General features: G+C 50.0%; 14 protein-coding genes and 2 pseudogenes. 12 read left to right on the top strand and 4 right to left on the bottom strand.

Annotated elements, in window-relative coordinates; translation table 11 throughout:
• The first annotated feature begins 94 nt into the window (after positions 1–94).
• The 4 genes from AB4Z33_RS27680 (at position 95) to fumC (ending at position 3617) form a co-directional block, all read left to right on the top strand.
• The gene (locus AB4Z33_RS27680; RefSeq protein ID WP_442052995.1) at positions 95–418 is read left to right on the top strand and encodes a Dabb family protein; all 324 of its coding nucleotides are present in this window, start codon (positions 95–97) and stop codon (positions 416–418) included.
• 85 nt (positions 419–503) lie between these two features.
• Entirely contained in the window at positions 504–1172 is a 669-nt protein-coding gene (locus AB4Z33_RS27675; protein WP_307475582.1) for a bifunctional 2-keto-4-hydroxyglutarate aldolase/2-keto-3-deoxy-6-phosphogluconate aldolase, read from the top strand.
• An 89-nt stretch (positions 1173–1261) separates the two neighbouring features.
• Entirely contained in the window at positions 1262–2131 is an 870-nt protein-coding gene (locus tag AB4Z33_RS27670) for a glycoside hydrolase family 43 protein (RefSeq protein ID WP_442052994.1), read from the top strand.
• Between the two features lie 100 nt (positions 2132–2231).
• The gene (fumC, locus tag AB4Z33_RS27665) at positions 2232–3617 is read left to right on the top strand and encodes a class II fumarate hydratase (protein ID WP_337100263.1); all 1386 of its coding nucleotides are present in this window, start codon (positions 2232–2234) and stop codon (positions 3615–3617) included.
• Between the two features lie 89 nt (positions 3618–3706).
• Here fumC and AB4Z33_RS27660 read toward each other — a convergent pair whose 3' ends face one another.
• Positions 3707–4270: a guanylate kinase gene (locus AB4Z33_RS27660; protein WP_442052993.1), complete on the bottom strand. Its 564-nt coding sequence runs from the start codon at positions 4268–4270 to the stop codon at positions 3707–3709.
• Positions 4271–4441: 171 nt separating this feature from the next.
• On the opposite strand from AB4Z33_RS27660, the pseudogene AB4Z33_RS27655 reads away from it, so the two are divergent.
• From AB4Z33_RS27655 to AB4Z33_RS27640, 4 genes and pseudogenes are all read left to right on the top strand, one after another.
• Positions 4442–5272 (top strand): annotated as a pseudogene (locus AB4Z33_RS27655) (ABC-F family ATP-binding cassette domain-containing protein); the annotation flags it as partial.
• A gap of 198 nt (positions 5273–5470) precedes the next feature.
• Positions 5471–5788 (top strand): annotated as a pseudogene (locus AB4Z33_RS27650) (ATP-binding cassette domain-containing protein); the annotation flags it as partial.
• 18 nt (positions 5789–5806) lie between these two features.
• Complete coding sequence (locus AB4Z33_RS27645; RefSeq protein WP_442052996.1) at positions 5807–6397, top strand: hypothetical protein; 591 nt, start codon at positions 5807–5809, stop codon at positions 6395–6397.
• 18 nt (positions 6398–6415) lie between these two features.
• Positions 6416–7048: a fumarylacetoacetate hydrolase family protein gene (locus AB4Z33_RS27640; RefSeq protein WP_442052992.1), complete on the top strand. Its 633-nt coding sequence runs from the start codon at positions 6416–6418 to the stop codon at positions 7046–7048.
• Positions 7049–7122: 74 nt separating this feature from the next.
• On the opposite strand, the gene AB4Z33_RS27635 is transcribed toward AB4Z33_RS27640, so the two are convergent.
• The 3 genes from AB4Z33_RS27635 to AB4Z33_RS27625 form a co-directional block, all read right to left on the bottom strand.
• Positions 7123–7560 carry a Dps family protein gene (locus tag AB4Z33_RS27635; protein WP_442052991.1) on the bottom strand — a complete coding sequence of 146 codons (438 nt, stop codon included), beginning with the start codon at positions 7558–7560 and terminating at the stop codon, positions 7123–7125.
• A gap of 209 nt (positions 7561–7769) precedes the next feature.
• Complete coding sequence (locus AB4Z33_RS27630) at positions 7770–9755, bottom strand: glycoside hydrolase family 15 protein (RefSeq protein WP_442052990.1); 1986 nt, start codon at positions 9753–9755, stop codon at positions 7770–7772.
• Between the two features lie 4 nt (positions 9756–9759).
• Positions 9760–10788, bottom strand: a complete 1029-nt coding sequence (locus AB4Z33_RS27625) for a LacI family DNA-binding transcriptional regulator (protein WP_442052989.1) — start codon at positions 10786–10788, stop codon at positions 9760–9762.
• Between the two features lie 418 nt (positions 10789–11206).
• On the opposite strand from AB4Z33_RS27625, the gene AB4Z33_RS27620 reads away from it, so the two are divergent.
• From AB4Z33_RS27620 to AB4Z33_RS27605, 4 genes are all read left to right on the top strand, one after another.
• Positions 11207–12532: a sugar ABC transporter substrate-binding protein gene (locus AB4Z33_RS27620; RefSeq protein WP_442052988.1), complete on the top strand. Its 1326-nt coding sequence runs from the start codon at positions 11207–11209 to the stop codon at positions 12530–12532.
• A 75-nt stretch (positions 12533–12607) separates the two neighbouring features.
• Positions 12608–13921 (top strand): ABC transporter permease subunit, encoded by a 1314-nt coding sequence (locus tag AB4Z33_RS27615; protein ID WP_442052987.1) that lies wholly within the window; start codon positions 12608–12610, stop codon positions 13919–13921.
• On the top strand, positions 13918–14748 hold the full coding sequence (locus AB4Z33_RS27610; protein WP_442052986.1) for a sugar ABC transporter permease: 831 nt from the start codon (positions 13918–13920) through the stop codon (positions 14746–14748). Before AB4Z33_RS27615 ends, AB4Z33_RS27610 begins: the two co-directional genes overlap by 4 nt.
• Before the next feature lie 22 nt (positions 14749–14770).
• Complete coding sequence (locus tag AB4Z33_RS27605) at positions 14771–16402, top strand: alpha-amylase family glycosyl hydrolase (RefSeq protein WP_442052985.1); 1632 nt, start codon at positions 14771–14773, stop codon at positions 16400–16402.
• The last annotated feature ends 597 nt before the right edge of the window (positions 16403–16999 follow it).

Raw genomic sequence — 16999 nt, 5'->3', positions numbered from 1 at the left:
TGGCTGTATATTCAGTCTGTGCGAAGCTAGCTCTCGCCAGCCTATTTATGGTATTTTAAAACTATAAATTAGCTAGATTAGAGGAGAGATATCGATGTCGGAAACGAATAAGCAGTGGATATTGCATTCGGTTATTTTTAGTTTGAAGCATGAGAAAGGTTCAGAGGCGGCACGCCAGTTTCTAGCGGATGGGGAACGGATATTGACTTCGATTCCGGTTGTCTCGGGCTTCCACGTCTATAACCAGGTTAGTGCGAAAAACGACTATGATTACGGCTTCGCCATGGAGTTCGCGAGTCAGGCCGATTATGATTCGTACAACGAGCATCCGCTTCACCAGCAATTCGTTCAAGAACGCTGGGTAACGGAAGTGGAGAAGTTTTTGGAAATCGATTATACGAAACCGAACAAAGATTGAAGATTTGCTCTAAACCGCCTATAATGGGCAATGGAACGAACATTTTCGAACAAATAGGAACACAAAGGGAAAAGGGGCTAACAGGATGAAGAAGCTTAAGGTGCTGCAGCAGCTTACAGAAGCGGGTGTTGTAGCCGTATTGCGCGCAGACTCCCCAGAGGAAGTAGCAGAAATGGCGCGCCGTGCAATCAAAGGCGGCATTAAAGCGATTGAGATTACGATGACCGTTCCATTCGCGCTCCGCGCAATTGAGCAATTATCGAAGGAATACTCGAGCGATGTATCGCCTGATGCGGATAACTTCGCTATTATTGGCGTGGGCACGGTGCTTGATCCGGAGACGGCTCGCGCAGCGATATTGGCAGGCGCCGAATATGTGGTTGCGCCGGCGTTAAACCCGGACACGATTAAGCTTTGCAACCGTTATGCGATTCCCGTTATGCCAGGCACAATGACGATTCACGAAATTCAAAGCGCGCTTGAGCTGGGCGTTGACGTGGTGAAGCTGTTCCCGGGCAACCTCTACTCTCCAAGCGTCATTCCATCGATCAAAGGGCCGTTGCCGCAAGCGAACATTATGCCAACGGGCGGCGTATCGCTTGATAACCTGAAGGACTGGATCAAGGCCGGAGCTGTTGCGGTAGGAATTGGTTCCGACTTGACGAAGGATGCAGTGAAGACGGGCGACTTCTCGCTGATCGAGAAGAAGGCAGCAGCCTATATCGCTGCTTATCGCGAAGCGAAAGGCCTTTAGCAGCAAATAGAAATAATAAGCGCCATAGGGGCAACAAACTCCGAGTGGCGCTTTTGTATACATATATAGTTGAAGAGGAGAATTACGTCATGCTGAAACGTGAGCAAATCCGAATTCGGGACCCTTTTATATTGCCTATTCAAGACGATGGTTTGTATTATATGTACGGTTCGACCGATCTCAATACATGGGGCGGCCCGGGTACGGGCTTCGACGTCTACAGCAGCAGAGATCTGGATAACTGGGAAGGGCCTTACGAGGCGTTTCGTCCAGAGCCGGATTTTTGGGCGGACCGGAATTTTTGGGCGCCGGAGGTCTATGCGTACAATGACCGTTATTATATGTTCGCTTCTTTCAAGTCGGAGGATCGCTGCCGCGGTACGCAGGTGCTCGTCGCTGAGCATCCGCTTGGACCGTTCCGCACGTTGACGGACAAGCCGGTCACGCCGGAGGATTGGGAGTGTCTGGATGGAACACTTTACGTGGACGCAGACAACAAACCGTGGATGGTGTTCTGTCATGAATGGATTCAGGTACAGGATGGCAAAATGTGCGCGATTCCACTGACGGACGATCTCCGAGAGGCGGCTGGCGAACCGATCTTATTGTTCACGGCTTCGCAGGCGCCATGGTCGGCTGCGAGCAAGGACTCTTCGAACTATGTGACGGACGGTCCATACTTGTACCATACGGAGAATGGGGGGCTGCACATGCTTTGGTCCAGCGGCTCGAAGACCGGCTATGCGATTGGCATTGCCCGTTCGGAGTCGGGAAAGATTGAAGGGCCATGGCTGCAGGACGAAACGCCTTTATTCGCGGAGGACGGCGGTCACGGCATGCTGTTCCGCACGTTCGAGGGGCAACTGATGTTGTCTATTCATGCTCCGAACAAGCTGACGGAGGAAAGGGCTGTATTTATCCCCATGACCACGAAGGATGGCAGGCTGCAACGGAGCTAAACAGCGCTGGCAAGCTTGCTTCTGACGGCGAATAGCGTTATAACAGAAACAGGACTGTTTAAGAGAGACCAATCATAGATCAAAAGGAGTCGTTAGGCGAATGGATTATCGGATTGAGAAGGACACAATGGGTGAGATTAAAGTTCCTGCAGACAAGCTATGGGGCGCACAAACGCAACGCAGCCTGCAAAACTTTAAAATCAGCGGAGAGCGCATGCCGATCGAAGTCGTCTATGCGATGGCTATTATTAAGAAAGCTTCCGCGTTTGCCAACAATAAACTAGGCGTACTCGATGCAGAGAAAGCGGCTGTTATCGGCGAAGCGGTTGACGAAGTATTGGCTGGCAAATGGGATGAGCATTTCCCGCTCGTCGTATGGCAGACAGGCAGCGGCACGCAAACGAACATGAACGTGAATGAGGTTGTTGCGAACCGCGCCAACCAAATTCTTCAGGAGAGAGGCAGCGAAGCTCGCATTCACCCAAATGACGACGTGAACCGCTCCCAAAGCTCCAATGATACATTCCCTGCAGCGATGCATATTGCCGGCGTTATCGCGCTTGAAGATCGCCTCTTGCCCGCGCTTGACCTGTTGAACGGAACGCTTCGCGCGAAGTCGGAGAAGTTCGCTGATTTGGTGAAAATCGGCCGTACGCATCTGCAAGACGCGACGCCAATTACGCTTGGCCAAGAAATTAGCGGCTGGTATTCGATGCTTGACCGTACGCGCGCGATGCTCGTGCAAAGCGTAGAAACGATGCGCGACTTGGCGCTCGGCGGCACGGCAGTAGGTACAGGCCTTAATGCACATCCGGACTACGCGGTAGCGGTAGCCGAAGAAGTAACTGCTTTGACAGGCAAAACCTTCATTACGGCAGCCAATAAGTTCCACTCGCTTACAAGCCATGACCAAATCGTGTACACGCATGGTGCGATCAAGGCGCTTTCGGCTGACCTTATGAAGATTGCGAACGATGTTCGCTGGCTGGCAAGCGGCCCGCGTTGCGGCATCGGCGAAATCGTTATTCCTGAGAACGAGCCAGGAAGCTCCATCATGCCGGGCAAAGTTAATCCAACCCAAAGCGAAGCAATTACAATGGCTGTATGCCAAGTCATCGGCAACGATACAGCGATCGGCATGGCGGCAAGCCAAGGCAACTTCGAGCTTAACGTGTTCAAGCCGGTCATTATTTATAACTTCCTGCAATCGGTCGCGCTTATGGCTGATGCCATGGTATCGTTCAACGACAACTGCGCGGTCGGCATTGAGCCGAACGAAGCGGTTATCAAGCGCAACTTGGATCAGTCGCTAATGCTCGTAACCGCGCTCAACCCGCATATCGGCTATGAGAACGCGGCCGCAATCGCGAAGAACGCCCATAAGAAAGGCCTTACGCTGAAGGAGTCCGCTATTGCAAGCGGCCTGCTGACGTCTGAGCAATTCGACGAATTCGTTCGTCCTGAGAATATGATTGGCAAGCGCTAACGAATAGCCTTGTACAAAAAGAAGCCGGGTACTGCTCCATAAGGAGTCTGCACCCGGCTTTCTTGTGTCCGTACCGTGATCGGCAAACGTCACGATTCCGAGCCGAGATAACGGCTCACAATCGTTTTTATTTGTTCGACGGTTCGATCAATCGTCATATTTTCAATAATGTGCTCGCAATGTTTGCGGTAAGCCACTTCTTCCGTGTAGTGGCTCAAATAGTTGTCCATGATCTCGAAGCTTGTTCCCTTGCTCTCGAGACGTTCGGATACGGTTTGCTTATCCGTATAAATGAAGATGCGTACGGCGCGTTCGCCATACAGGCTGCGAATGCGTTCAGTGCCTTCGCTGTTCAAAATAATGTAGACGCTGTTGCCGCTGTTCATCGCTTGATCGAGGTCGCGTCTGCCGATGCCGTAGCGGTGATGATCGATGCGAACAAATTCCGCGAAAAAATCATTATGGTACAAGCTATCGAACTGCTGCTCGGTTACGTAGCGGTAGTCGGCATCGGGGCGCTCTTTATTGCGCGGCGGACGGTCTGTGAAGGAAGGAATATGAACGATGCCGCTGCCTTGCAGAGCGCGGTGTGCGGACGTCTTGCGCCCAGAGCCGCTTGTGCCGGTGAAGATGAACAGATAGGGGTTATTCATGCAGAATCACTCCTCTCATATACCTATTATATCGGCATCCCGGGCAGTGGCGATRATAGGAGCGCCAACATCCATTTCGAAGTGAAGATCGTGTCCGATTATGGTATGATACGAATGGTTGCACAGCAAGCAGCAGCCTATTTCTAATAACGAAAAAAGTAGGTTTGTCTTATGCATTTATTATCGGTTGAACATATAACGAAAAGCTATGGCGAGAAGCTGTTATTCGAGGACGTGACGTTCGGACTTGAAGACGGCGATAAAGTAGGCATTATCGGCGTGAACGGTACCGGCAAATCGACCTTCCTGAAGGTCATTGCCGGAATAGAGCCTGCCGATGCCGGTTCTGTGGCAATCGGCGGGCGTGTCACAGTTCGAATGCTGGCGCAGGACCCGGCATTCGAACCGGAAGAGACGGCGCTGGAGCATGTGCTCGGCGGCCAGTCGCCGCAGCTTCGCGCCGTGCGGGCTTATGCCGCGGCGATGGAGGCTATTGAACGAAAGCCGAACGACACGGCGCTTCAGGAGCAGTTGATTGCAGCGAATCAGAAGATGGATGAGCTGGATGCTTGGCAATTGGAGAGCGACGCGAAGGTCGCGCTCTCGAAGCTCGGTATTTATGACTATGAAGCGAAGGTTGGCACGCTCTCCGGCGGACAGCGCAAGCGGGTCGCGATGGCTGCGGCGCTGCTGCAGCCGTCCGACGTGCTTATTCTGGACGAGCCGACGAACCATATCGACAACGATTCCGTCGCTTGGCTGGAAGGCATGCTGCAGAAGCGGCGCGGCGCGCTGCTTATGATTACGCATGATCGGTATTTCCTCGATCGCGTCAGCAATCGGGTAATTGAATTAGATAAGGGAAAGGCGCATTTCTACCAAGCCAACTACAGCCGTTTCCTTGAACTGAAGCTGGAGCGCGAGGAGCGGGAGGCTGCTTCCGAGTCGAAGCGTCAGAACCTGCTGCGCAATGAGCTTGCTTGGATTCGCCGTGGTGCGAAAGCGCGGACGACGAAGCAGAAGGCTCGTATTGACCGCTTCGAGGCGCTGAAGGCAGATGCCCCGAAGCAGGCTGGGGGCAAGCTCGATGTATCGGTTGCATCCTCTAGACTCGGACGTAAGATCGTGGAGATCGAAGATGTGGCGAAGAGCTACGGCAGTCGCAAGTTGATTCGCGACTTCAGCTACATTGCCGTACCGGAGGACCGGATCGGCATCGTTGGCCGCAACGGCAGCGGCAAGTCGACGCTGCTGAAGCTGATTGCCGGGAAGCTTATGCCCGATGAAGGGACCRTTGATATTGGGCCGACAGTGAAGCTTGGCTGGTTTTCACAAGAGCATGAAGAAATGAACGAGTCATTAAGAGTCATCGAATACATTCGTGAGGATGCCGAGCAGGTAAAGACGGCTGACGGCTCGCTCATTTCCGCTGGGCAAATGCTGGAGCGGTTCTTGTTCTCGCCGACAATGCAATGGACGCCGATCGCGAAGCTGTCCGGCGGCGAGAAACGCCGCTTGCAGCTGCTGAGAGTACTTATGAACGCACCAAACGTGCTGCTGCTCGACGAACCGACGAATGATCTCGACATAGCGACACTGACCGTTCTCGAAGACTATTTGGACGATTTCCCGGGCGTCGTATTTGTTGTCTCCCATGACCGCTACTTCCTGGATCGGACGGTTGACAAAATTATTGCCTTCGAGGGTGAGGGCGTTATTACGCATCACACGGGCAATTACTCGGACTATCAGGAGACGATCGCGAAGCGGGACGGGGCAGGATCGGCCGCATCTGCCGGATCAGCTGCTGGATCTTCCAAATCGTCATCGAAGGCAGCGGGAACGCCGCAATCTGAGGAAACCTCCAAGCAAGGCAGCAAGGAACGGGCGCTGAAGATGTCGTACAAAGAGCAGAAGGATTACGAGCAGATCGACGGCTGGATAGAAGCGGCTGAAGCAGAGCTAGCAAAGGTTGCCGAGCATATGGAAGCTGCTAGCAGCGATTCGGTGCGTCTGCAGGAGCTGGCCGCCGAGCAGCAGCAGCTGGAAGAGAAGCTGGAGCAACTGATGGATCGCTGGACGGAACTGAATGAATTGGCGGAGAAGATCGCCACACAGAACAAATAAAGGGAGGCTCACTCAACCATGAGCGCTAACGATATTCGCAACATCTATTGCATTGGCCGCAATTACCGGCTGCACGCATTGGAGCTCGGGAACGCTGTTCCGCCATCCCCTATGGTATTTACAAAGCCAACACATGCGCTTGCTCCTATGAATGGCAACATTGTTGAACTGCCGAACGGTGTAGGCGAGATTCATTTTGAATTGGAGATTGTTCTTCGAATCGGGCGTGACTACGAGCCTGGCATCCATGCAGACGAGATCATCAGCGGCATGACGCTTGGACTCGATCTGACATTACGAGATGTACAGTCGAAGATTAAGGCGAAAGGCGAGCCTTGGCTTCCTGCCAAAGGCTTCAAAGGTTCAGCGCCGCTCGGAGCGTGGATCGATTATCCCGGTCAAGCCGGAATCGAACAGCAAACCTTTACGCTCATTCGCAGCGGCCAAGAGGCACAGCGAGGCCAAGCTGCCGATATGATCTTCGATATTGCTACTCTCATTGAGTTTATAGGAACGAACTACGGCCTTGGAGCGGGGGACATCATTTATACCGGCACTCCTGCTGGCGTAGCCGCACTGGCAGATGGCGACACTTTGGAAGCTTTTTGGGGCGAACAAAAACTCGGGAGCTGCATAGTCAAGTTTGTCTAAATAATGAAGAGAAAAGCGGATGAGCCTAAGCTCATCCGCTTTTCTAATACATCATGTCAAAACGACAATCCAAGTTATCTTCCGTTAAATGCGCTCAGCATCCACACATGTTTCTCAAGCGTCGTATGGATTGCGAGCAGCATATCGGCGGTTGTTTCGTCGCCTGCAGCTTGAGCAGCTTCCATACCTTCCTTCAGCTCACCAATAATTATGGTGAAGTCGGCGATCAATTGATCGACCATTTGCTCGGCTGTTTCGTCGCCGGACGCTTCCTTAATGCTTGCGGCTGATAGGTAGTCGCTCATTCTCGCTAGCGGCTGGCCCTTCACGGCAAGCAGGCGCTCAGCTATTTCGTCAACATGCAGTGCGGCTTCTTCGTAGAAGAGCTGGAATTTCTCATGCAAGGTGAAAAATTGCGGGCCTTTCACATACCAATGGTAGTTGTGCAACTTAATGTACAGGACGCTCCAGTTGGCAATTTGACGGTTCAAATGTTGTTGTATCGTATTCATTTCGATCATCCTTTCCGAAAAGTAGTGTTTGTAGCTAATGGGAAATCCATACATCTATTTAACTAATGTAGACTAATATAACTAACCATCCGCAAATATTTAGATCAATTCCTTTTTTATAATTTTTACAAACTAAAAGGAAATTGTCAATGCATATCATACAAAAAAACGGAAGAGATCAGCTCTCTTCCGTTTTCGCGTCAATTGACTTATAGCGTGTTAGTTCCTTGCAATTGCTGGGCGGCTGCTTCTTTCTCTTCAGCTTCCGCCAGCATAAAGATCGCTAATACGTACATGGCGTGCGACCATGTAAGCGGCACGACCCAAGCGGTTGCGCCTGTTTCCTTGTCTACCTGCTCAGGCAATAAGCCTGTTTCGGTGCGGTGCTCAATTGACCATTGCAGCAGTTCCCTCGCCTTATCCAAGCTGCCAGTTTGGATGCGATAATGTGCCAGCCAAAGCGTCGTAAGAATCCACGGATTCCCGCCGATGTAATGATCGTTTTCGTAACGCTTAATGCCGCCTACACCCGGCACGGTAAGCGCCGCTTCAATCGAATCGGCAGTACGCTGCATATAGTCGTGATCCTTAGGCACGGCGTTGAACGGAATCGATATGCCTAGAAGGCTGATGTCGATTATCGGATCATGCCGCAGCGTATATTTACGGTAGCCTTTGTCGAGCTCGACGATGGAAGCATCCTCGCCCGATGCGACTGCTTCCTCGTATGCGGATGAGCCAACCGTAATGTTTAAGCCGCGATAGAAGCTGCTGCGCTCCTCATTCCATCCGTTCTCAAGGATAGCAGAAGAGATCTGCTTAGCGGCAGACGACCACTGTTCTGCGATCTCATTATCGCCCAGCAGATGGGCGAAGCTAGCAGCGGCGGTCAACCCGCCATATACGGCGGCTGAAGAATAGGTATGGGAAGCTTCGCGCTCCTCCCACAGGTCAATGCTTGGTCTTGGCAATCCTGATTCCGGATYGAGGAAGCTGGCTAGGAAGCTGGCGCCTTTCTGGACAGCCGGCCATACTTGCTTGGCGAATTCAATATTGTGACCCTCCAAGTAATGCTGCCACATGCCCCATAGAATAGATGCGCCTTCGTCAATTTGCAAGCCCCAGGAAGGAGCGAGACTGCCATCATGATAATGACGCTGCTGCCAAGAGCCGTCCGGCGATTGAGAAGTAAGCGTCCAAGCATAGAAACGATCAGATAGCTCGCCAAGCCCCGCCTTATCGAGCGCAGTCGTAATGAACGCCGCGTCTCTTCCCCAGCAATAGGAGTAGCCGCCGCAGCGGGAGAATGTCTCGTCGAACTCGGGAGCGGCAATGATGCTTCCCGTCTGATGATCAGCCATCAGCTTAAACATAAGAACGGATCGTTCATATAAGTCGGTCATATCTTCATTAGCGACCGGGGAGGGAGCAGCAGCTACTAAATATTGACGCCAATAGTCAGACGTTTCATTAACCCATTCGGAGCTGTCCTTAGACTTCGCTATTTCCAGTTGAGCAAGAGAACTAGCCTCATCGCGTCCAGCCGCAATATAAAGCGGAATGGATACAGAATCACCGGCTTTAAGCTGCTCAATCCGCCATGATAGCGCTCCGTCCGGGCGCATATCAATGGCGTTGCCGGCAAGCTGTCCCTCTTGAACGGAATCCCAGCCTAGTCCCGCTTGGAACTTTGTGCACACGTTTGCACTCGAAAGCGCAAAAAAGTACGTATGTCTAAAATGAATTAAAGCGTCAGCAGTAGCGTTGAAGGTCGTCGTATTGTACAAACGATTTTCGCTGACTAGGAAGGAGGAATGCACGATAAATTCAAATGAAACAGCTGCTTCGCTCGTATTGGTAAAACGGTATTCTCGTACAAGTATGTCTTGTTCAGGAACGCCAAAGTGCAAGCTTTCCACTTGTATCGGCTGTAGCTCAGAACGAGCTCCGATGCTAACAATGTTCGTTTTTGGAACATAGGCGATTTCGTGTTTCCAGCCGTCTGTCTCGCTGTCGAACCATGATACGGAGGAATTGTCCAGCAGCTTGATGCCGGTACGCATGGCATCGACATGCTGAGGCATGTCGATGTTCGGCCACCAGAGGCGGTACAGTCTGCCCGTACGGCCAAGCGAAGCGAGCATTTTGGAGTTGCCGATTATAGCGTCGATAAGATAAGGCTTGTTTGTATTCATAAATTCAGCTCCTTTTTGCGACGGTATGGATAGATGATTCGCGTACGATTAACCGATGAGGGATAATCATCCGTTGTTGATGTACACTCTCTTCCTGGATAAGGCGAATTAACATTTGCGAAGCGGTATAGCCGAGCTGGTACGTTCCAATATCGATGGAACTGATCGGCGGTTGGGCTAGCTCGGACAGCGCAATATTGTTAAAGCTGACGAGGCTTAGATCATCCGGGACTTTGTAGCCCAGTTCAGTTAAGCCGCGTAGAACGCCGAAGCCGACAACGTCGTCGATAACGACAAGGCCGCTTGGCCGCTCAGGTAAGCCCATAAGGAATGACATGGCGCGATAACCGCTTTGTTGCAGGAACTCACCCTCAACGACCCATTCGGAGCGGAACGGAAGATCCGCCTCGCGAAGCGCGCGTTGGTAGCCCTGCATCCGGTCGCGAGCGACGGTAAGCATCGGCGGTCCGCTGACGAAGCCGATACGTTCATGTCCTTGCACGATAAGATGCTGTGTTGCATCATAAGCTGCCTGTTCATTGTTATTGTCCACAGACAGGATGTTCGGATGCTCATCGGTTCTACCGATAAGGACGGTAGGGAACTTATGCTTATCGAGCATATCGATCAGAGGATCGTTAACCCTCGACGATAGTAAAATAATACCGTCAACCCGTCTGCCGAACACAAGGCGGGACACTGTTTCCGTTTCATCATGAGGCGAGGTTGCGGCGGTAAGCAGCATATCGTAGCCAGCCCTCGTGGATTGCGTCAATATACCGCGAAGCAATTCACCAAAAAAGAAGTCTTGGAACAATTCTTCGGCAGGGCGGGGGAGCACGATCGCAAGCGTTTGCGTCGTCTTGGAAACGAGACTTTTGGCCATGACATTAGGATGATAGCCCATTTCCTCCATAATTCGTTTGACCTTTTGTGAAGTTTCTTTGCTTATTCTAGGGTGGTTGGAGACGACCCTGGATACCGTTGAAGGGGATACCCCGGCGACTTTTGCAATATCTTTAATGGTTACCATAATGACTTCTGCCCCCATTGCGCAATCGTTTGTGCTATATCATTTATCCTAATGCAATTGTTGCTCAAAAGTAAATATATATCTTAGGAAAGCGCTACAAAATCCGTGAAAAACTAATAGAAACAAAGAAAAACGACGAAAATCGAAGAAATCAATTTATTTTCTCGATAGAACGAACTGTGCAAACGTTTTAACAAAGGTAATCCGCTGTTGTATGATGGGTACACGAATAGAGCGCTTACATTACTTGAAAATCGCCAAAACAACGTTGTAAAACAGCAAAAATGCTTCTTTACGTCGTTTTTTCTCAAAACTTGTACAAACGTTTGCGCATCTTGTGCAAGGAGATAACTGGCGAAATAGTAGGGCGTGCAATTCAGAAGTACAGCAAACACATTATGGAAGGGGATTTTTACGCATGAAAAAATGGTTTGTGACGTCTTTAATCGTTGCCCTGTTTATCGTATCTGCATGTGGAGGCACGAATAACGGAGGCAAAACGGAGAATGCAAACAGCGGTACCAACACAGAGAACAAAGCGAATAACGCAGGTGCCGCAACAGAAGCGCCTCCGGCAGTAGAAGAATCAACGGATATCGTTCCAGAAGAAGGCGCATCGCTTCTTGTATGGGATAGCAAAAACCAACGCACCGTGCTTGAAGAAATCGCCAAAGAATTCACGGCTCAGTACAACATTCCAGTAAAAATCGAAGAAGTAGAGTCGCCGGACCAAGTTGGCAAGCTGACTACGGATGGTCCAGCAAATATCGGCGCTGACGTTGTAACGTTTCCGCATGACAACCTAGGTAAAGCGATTGCAGCCGGTCTTGTTATGCCGAACGACTTCTACGGCGATCAAACCATCGCTAACAACGCTGAAGCTGCTGTTAATGCAGTAACGGTTGACGGTATTTTGTACGGATACCCGCGTTCCGTTGAGACATACGGCTTATTTTACAACAAGGACCTTGTTCAAACGCCGCCGGCTTCATTCGAAGAGCTTATGGAGTTCTCCAAAACCTTCAATGACGCAGCAACCAAAAAGTATACGCTCATGTGGGAACTTGGAAACTTCTATTTTAACTATATCTTCTTCTCCTCCAACGGCGGTTATGTATTCGGCAGCAATGGTCAAGATGCAGCAGACATCGGTTTGAACAACGACGGTGCTGTAGAAGGTTTGAAAGCTTACCAAGTATTGAAACAAATTTTGCCGATCAACTCCGGCGATGCTTCGGCCGACATCATCCAAGGCAAATTCCAAGATAAATCGCTCGCAATGACGATTACCGGTCCATGGAAAGTAGGCGACTTCAAAAACCTAGGCATTAACTTTGGCGTAGCTCCACTGCCAACGATTAATGGCAAGCCTGCTATATCGTTCTCCGGCGTTAAAGCATGGTATGTTAACACATTCACGAAATATCCGAACGCTGCGAAACTATTCGCAAGCTTCGTATCGAACAAAGAAAATCAGCTGAAAGACTTCGCAGCAACAGGCGCTATTCCTGCTAACAAGGAAGCAATGGGAGATCCGACGTTCAAGGCGGATGAAATTTCGAGTGCATTCGCGGCACAGTTCATTAATTCGCAAGCTATGCCTTCGATTCCAGAGATGGGTAACGTTTGGACGCCAGTTGGCGCAGCGCTCTCCGACATTTGGGACAAAGGCACAGATCCAAAAACATCGCTCGACAATGCGGTACAACAAATTAAAGATGCCAACTCCGGCGCAACGAAATAAACAATAACAGGAATGATCGTTCGCCCGCCGAAGAATGCTTCGGCGGGTGAACATCATGGAAGGGAGCCAGGCGGTATGAATCGTCATCGCAACACCGCGGCCGTTTTGTCCGGACTATTCATGGGACTTGGACAGCTATATAACCGGCAATATTGGAAGGGACTTATTTTGCTGATCACTTGCGCCGGCTCGCTCGGATACTTCATACCGAATTTGGCCCAAGCCATTTGGGGAATTGTGACGCTCGGCGAGAAGACGGGCGGATTTGTGAAAGTCGGCAAGATGTATGAGCCAATTAAAGGCGATCATTCGATATTTTTGTTAATAGACGGACTTATAGCTATTTTTCTTTTTGTCGTATTTCTCATCATTTACATTATGAATATTCGCGACGCGTATCGTACGGGGAAGCACAGGGACGATGGCGGGACATCCGCTACCTTCCGAGAAACGCTGGCATACGTCACGGATCGTAAGTTCCCGTTGTTAATGCTGGCAGTGCCGGGGATGGGCGTACTGTTTCTGACCATTATGCCAATTATATTCATGGTACTGCTCTCGTTCACGAATTACTCGATGCCTCAACATATTCCGCCAGCCAAGCTGGTTGACTGGGTCGGTTTTCAGACGTTTATCGATTTGCTTAGTCTCAAGACCTGGAGCAGAACATTTCTAGGCGTATTTACTTGGACGATTATATGGGCGGTCGTAGCTACGATCACTTGCTACTTCGGCGGTCTGTTCGTTGCGCTAATCATTGAACAGAAGGATATGAAGTTCAAGAAGCTATGGCGGACGATATTCATTCTTCCTTATGCCATTCCGCAGCTCATTTCGCTGCTTATCATGAGAAATTTATTTAACGGAGAATTCGGGCCGATCAATAATTACTTGTCCAGCTTCGGACTTGGCGGACTACCGTGGTTGACCGATCCGTTCTGGGCGAAGGTGACCGCGATCGTCGTTAATATGTGGGTAGGTATTCCGGTGTCTATGGTTTTAATCATGGGGGTATTGACGGCCATTCCTAAGGATCTTTACGAAGCTGCCGACGTTGATGGCGCATCCGCATTCCAAAAGTTCCGTATCGTCACGATGCCGTTCGTGTTATTCACGACAGCGCCGATTCTTATTACTCAGTTCGCGGGCAATATTAACAACTTCAATCTGATCTTCCTGCTGACGAACGGTAATCCGGTTAACGGCGATTATCAGTATGCGGGCAGTACTGACTTGCTCGTCACATGGCTCTACAAATTGACGCTTAACAACAGCCAGTTCAATATGGCATCTGCAATTGGCATCATTATTTTCATCATTATTGCATCGTTCTCGATCATCAACTACCGCCGGACGAAATCATTTAAAGAGGAGGATATGATCCAATGACCAAGGGCGTACGCTTGACGCTTAGCTATCTATTTCTTATCGTGATTGCGATCTGCTGTATTTATCCTGCTCTTTGGGTTCTCGTTTCTTCCGTTAGACCAGGCACGTCGTTGTACAGCGCTACCTTTTTTCCAAAAACGATCACGTTTGATCATTACTACGAGCTGTTTCACTCCAAAGTATTTCAGTACGGCAGATGGTATCTGAACACATTGAAGATTGCGACGTTGTCGATGATCTTCTCTACATTACTGTCCACGGTGAGTATGTACGCGTTGTCGCGCTTCCGCTTCAAAGGCAGACAGACGATTCTATCGACCATACTCGTACTCGGTATGTTCCCAGGTTTCATGAGCCTTATTCCCGTTTACATCTTCTTGCTGCAGCTTAATCTGCTTGATACACATGCGGCGATCATTATCGTATATGCGGCAGGTGCTGTATTGTTCAACGGTTTTGTCATCAAAGGTTTCTTCGATACGATTCCGCGCAGTTTGGACGAATCGGCGCGTATCGACGGGGCCAATCATTTGCAAATCTTTTACCGCATTATGCTGCCGCTAGGTCGCCCAATTCTGATCTACGTCGCACTTACTACGTTCGCCGGAGCATGGGTAGATTTTATATTCGCCAATCTAGTGCTTCGTACGAAGGAGAAGTGGACGCTTGCAGTCGGTATGTGGGATCTAGTCAATTCTTATCAAAATAGCAACTTCACCATGTTTGCTGCCGGCGCTGTGCTCATTGCCGTTCCGATTACGCTGCTGTTCGTGCTGTTGCAACGGTTTCTCGTTCAGGGCCTTACATCAGGCGCTTCGAAAGGGTGACGGTATGAGACGAGTAGCTTCAATGAAAAGAGGGCTGCGGCTTGCCGCAGCTCTTTTGCTGACTGCCGTTTTGATAACAACAGGCTGTTCAAGCAATTCCCCCGCGAATAACGTTTCCGAAACAGCTGTACCTGCCACTGCTCCGCCAGTTCAGACAGAGCTTGCAGTCGATGAGCAGCCTGGGAAAGTGTTCTACGAAATATTCGTTCGTTCCTTCTATGATACGGATGGTGACGGTATTGGAGACTTGAATGGAGTGACCGCCAAGCTTGATTACTTGCAAGAGCTTGGTGTCGGAGGCATATGGCTGATGCCGATCACTGCTTCTCCAAGCTATCACGGTTATGATACGACCGATTATTACGCTGTTAATCCCGATTACGGTACGCTTGACGATTTGAAGAATCTAATAGCAGAAGCGCACAAGCGCGACATCAGCATCATTATGGATCTGGTTGTTAACCATACGAGCAACGAGCATCCATGGTTCAAGGATGCGCTTGCCGATCCAGCCAGCCCTTACCGCAATTGGTATCAGATCGTGACAAAGGACGAGAAGGTAAAAGCAGATGGCGCTGTAGGCGGCAACCCTTGGCATGAGTCCGGAGCTGACAAATATTTGGGCGTCTTCTGGGGAGGCATGCCCGATCTGAATTTCGATGAGCCGAAAGTGCGCGAGGAAATGATAAAGATTGGCCAGTATTGGCTGAAGCAAGGCGTTGACGGCTTCCGGCTGGATGCGGCCAAGCATATATATGGCGATTTCTCATCGACGATGAGCACGCCGGATGTGCAGGCGGCTAATCAATCCTGGTGGCAGCAGTTCCGCTCGGGTCTGAACGAAGTAAATGCTGATGCGTATTTAATTGGTGAAGTATGGGATTCATTATCTGTCATTGCGCCTTACTTCGATAAGGCGTTTAACTCCGCCTTCCACTTTGATCTAGCGGGACGCATACTAGGCGCGGCGGCCAATGAGCGAGATGCTGACTTCGGCTTCTCGTTAGCTAGAGCATATAGCGTCTACGAGAAATCATCGGGAGGCAGCTTCGTGGATGCACCGTTCCTAAGTAACCACGATCAGAATCGACCGATGAGTGTCCTGAACGGCAATGTATCGCAGGCGAAGATGGCAGCGGCCATTCTATTAACCCTCCCTGGCAATCCGTATATTTATTACGGTGAAGAACTTGGGATGAAGGGGGCGAAGCCAGACGAATTGATTCGTGAGCCAATGGTATGGTATAGCGATCCTCAAGGTGGTGAAGGCCAAACAACCTGGGAGACTTCCGAGCACAACACTTCTGCAGGAGCTATATCGGTGCAAGCTCAGCAAACAGATGAACAATCGTTGCTGAGCCACTATCGCAAGCTTATTAAGTGGCGCAATGAAGAGGCTGCGCTACGCGACGGAACCATCGCCGAATATACGTTTGAGTCCGCTAATCCGAAGCTAAGCCTTTACGTCCGAATCACCCAGAAGGAGCGCGTTCTCGTCGTTCACAATTTATCAAGCGAGCTCCAGTCAGCCATTCTAACTCCATCGGACCGATACGGCTCATTCACAACAATCGCACACCAAACTGATCCCACTGCGTCGCTGACCAACGACAATCTATCCATCCCACCATACAGCACGGTTATACTTAAATAGCGTTATCTCTATAATCGCAGTTAGATCCCTGTTAGCCATAGCCATTAGAAGTGGTAACACCTAATACAGAGCGGCCCATCAATATGAGCCGTTCTATATTAGGTGTTTTTTTGCCTTTATCACACTCTCCCTACAACTCAGGAATGAATGAAGCCCTATCTAATGGTGAGACGTAAGGTAATCTCTTCTGGCGGTAATCAAAATCAAAAACGGGCCGATCCTATGTATACTTTTCAATCCTTTATCACACTCCCCTTAGCTCAGGAACGGAAGCAGCTCACTTATCTAATTTCCTAAGGAAAGGGCACGGACAACACTAGAAGATAATTGCAGTGCGCAGCAAAAAAAATGAACAAGGATCGCAGCGGTTAAGCTGGGAAGCAATGAGATGAGGAATAGAGAAGGCGTAAAATACAGAAGCAATTAAGCGAGCAGGGGGCAGGGGGAATGAAAAGGGAACAATAAAACTAGAAACTTATTATTTGCAACACTGGGACGTAGGAGCATGCAAAAACAGAATACAAGTAATAAACAAAAATACTTGAAGAGCGAAATGAGAAACACGAAATAAGAAAAAAGAAATAAGAAACACAAAAT

Origin of the sequence: Paenibacillus sp. 2TAB19, from assembly GCF_052115185.1 — a bacterium.
In the GTDB taxonomy this organism is placed as follows: domain Bacteria; phylum Bacillota; class Bacilli; order Paenibacillales; family Paenibacillaceae; genus Pristimantibacillus.
The sequence above is the reverse complement of the archived record's forward strand: the minus strand, read 5'-3'. Positions and strand labels throughout refer to the sequence as shown.

Excerpts from the sequence above, each read along its gene's own strand:
- AB4Z33_RS27680 (WP_442052995.1), top strand. The coding sequence starts at position 95 with ATGTCGGAAACGAATAAGCAGTGGATATTGCATTCGGTTATTTTTAGT.
- AB4Z33_RS27675 (WP_307475582.1), top strand. The coding sequence starts at position 504 with ATGAAGAAGCTTAAGGTGCTGCAGCAGCTTACAGAAGCGGGTGTTGTA.
- AB4Z33_RS27670 (WP_442052994.1), top strand. The coding sequence starts at position 1,262 with ATGCTGAAACGTGAGCAAATCCGAATTCGGGACCCTTTTATATTGCCT.
- fumC (WP_337100263.1), top strand. The coding sequence starts at position 2,232 with ATGGATTATCGGATTGAGAAGGACACAATGGGTGAGATTAAAGTTCCT.
- AB4Z33_RS27660 (WP_442052993.1), bottom strand. The coding sequence starts at position 4,270 with ATGAATAACCCCTATCTGTTCATCTTCACCGGCACAAGCGGCTCTGGG.
- AB4Z33_RS27645 (WP_442052996.1), top strand. The coding sequence starts at position 5,807 with ATGAACGCACCAAACGTGCTGCTGCTCGACGAACCGACGAATGATCTC.
- AB4Z33_RS27640 (WP_442052992.1), top strand. The coding sequence starts at position 6,416 with ATGAGCGCTAACGATATTCGCAACATCTATTGCATTGGCCGCAATTAC.
- AB4Z33_RS27635 (WP_442052991.1), bottom strand. The coding sequence starts at position 7,560 with ATGAATACGATACAACAACATTTGAACCGTCAAATTGCCAACTGGAGC.
- AB4Z33_RS27625 (WP_442052989.1), bottom strand. The coding sequence starts at position 10,788 with ATGGTAACCATTAAAGATATTGCAAAAGTCGCCGGGGTATCCCCTTCA.
- AB4Z33_RS27620 (WP_442052988.1), top strand. The coding sequence starts at position 11,207 with ATGAAAAAATGGTTTGTGACGTCTTTAATCGTTGCCCTGTTTATCGTA.
- AB4Z33_RS27615 (WP_442052987.1), top strand. The coding sequence starts at position 12,608 with ATGAATCGTCATCGCAACACCGCGGCCGTTTTGTCCGGACTATTCATG.
- AB4Z33_RS27610 (WP_442052986.1), top strand. The coding sequence starts at position 13,918 with ATGACCAAGGGCGTACGCTTGACGCTTAGCTATCTATTTCTTATCGTG.
- AB4Z33_RS27605 (WP_442052985.1), top strand. The coding sequence starts at position 14,771 with ATGAAAAGAGGGCTGCGGCTTGCCGCAGCTCTTTTGCTGACTGCCGTT.